Here is a 376-nt window from a genome sequence, read left to right on the forward strand (position 1 = left end):
TCTGCCGCGTTACCTCCTAATGAAGTATGAACAGCGGCTGCACTTCCACTTATCGCTTTTTGTACTGCATTCCCTCCTGCCTGCTGAACAGCATCTGACGCATTAAAGTATGCTTTTGAAACATTCTCTAGTGCATTTGTAGGCATAAAATGTTTGACACCTTCCATCACACTCATGCCAACCTTCGTACTTTGCTGTGTCATACGTCCCACAGCTGAAGTTGGGATAGACATTTTGCCAGCACTTTGTGCAATACTTGCTACACCTGCAGACGCATCTGCATACGAACGTTGAATTTCAGAAACGGAAAGATTTCCTGCACGCGCCATACTCGCTTGCGTTTGTGTAGCTGCATACACAGCTTTATTGATTGCAC

The 376-nt window shown here is 45.5% G+C and carries 1 pseudogene; it reads right to left on the minus strand.

What is annotated here, in order from left to right:
* Window positions 1-376 (minus strand): annotated as a pseudogene (locus MR155_RS31525) (hypothetical protein); the annotation flags it as partial.

The organism is Bacillus cereus group sp. BfR-BA-01331, assembly GCF_022663915.1.
Classification (GTDB): Bacteria; Bacillota; Bacilli; order Bacillales; family Bacillaceae_G; genus Bacillus_A; species Bacillus_A mycoides.